At 75.9% G+C, this 444-nt stretch carries 1 protein-coding gene; it reads right to left on the reverse strand.

The genetic code is table 11. The features are described from left to right. Nucleotides 1–444: glycosyltransferase (locus tag AC5RWQ_RS30530; RefSeq protein WP_494286053.1), on the reverse strand; the 444-nt coding region annotated here is incomplete at both ends.

Genomic DNA, 444 nt, shown 5'->3' on the forward strand with positions numbered 1-444 from the left:
TCCTCGTACAGCTCCGCGGTCCGGCGCGCGACGGTGTCCCAGCCGAACTCGCCGACCGCGCGCCGCCGTCCCGCCTCGCCCATCCGCGCCGCGGCCGCCGGGTCGGCGAGCACCCGGTCCAGCGCCCGGCCGAGCCCCGCCTCGAACTCCGCGGCGTGGCCCTCCCGGTAGGGCACCAGCAGCCCGGTCGTGCCGTGCGCGACGACCTCGGGGATGCCGCCGACCGCGGAGGCCACCACCGGCGTGCCGCACGCCATCGCCTCCAGGTTCACGATGCCCAGCGGCTCGTAGACCGAGGGGCAGACGAACACCGCGGCGTGGCTGAGCAGTTGCACCACCGCCGGGCGCGGCAGCATCGACGGGATCCAGTGCACGCCGTCGCGTACCGAGCTGAGCTCGTCGAAGAGCGACCTGAACTCCCGGTCCAGCGCCGGGGTGTCGGGC

The organism is Micromonospora sp. BS32 (assembly GCF_059089345.1).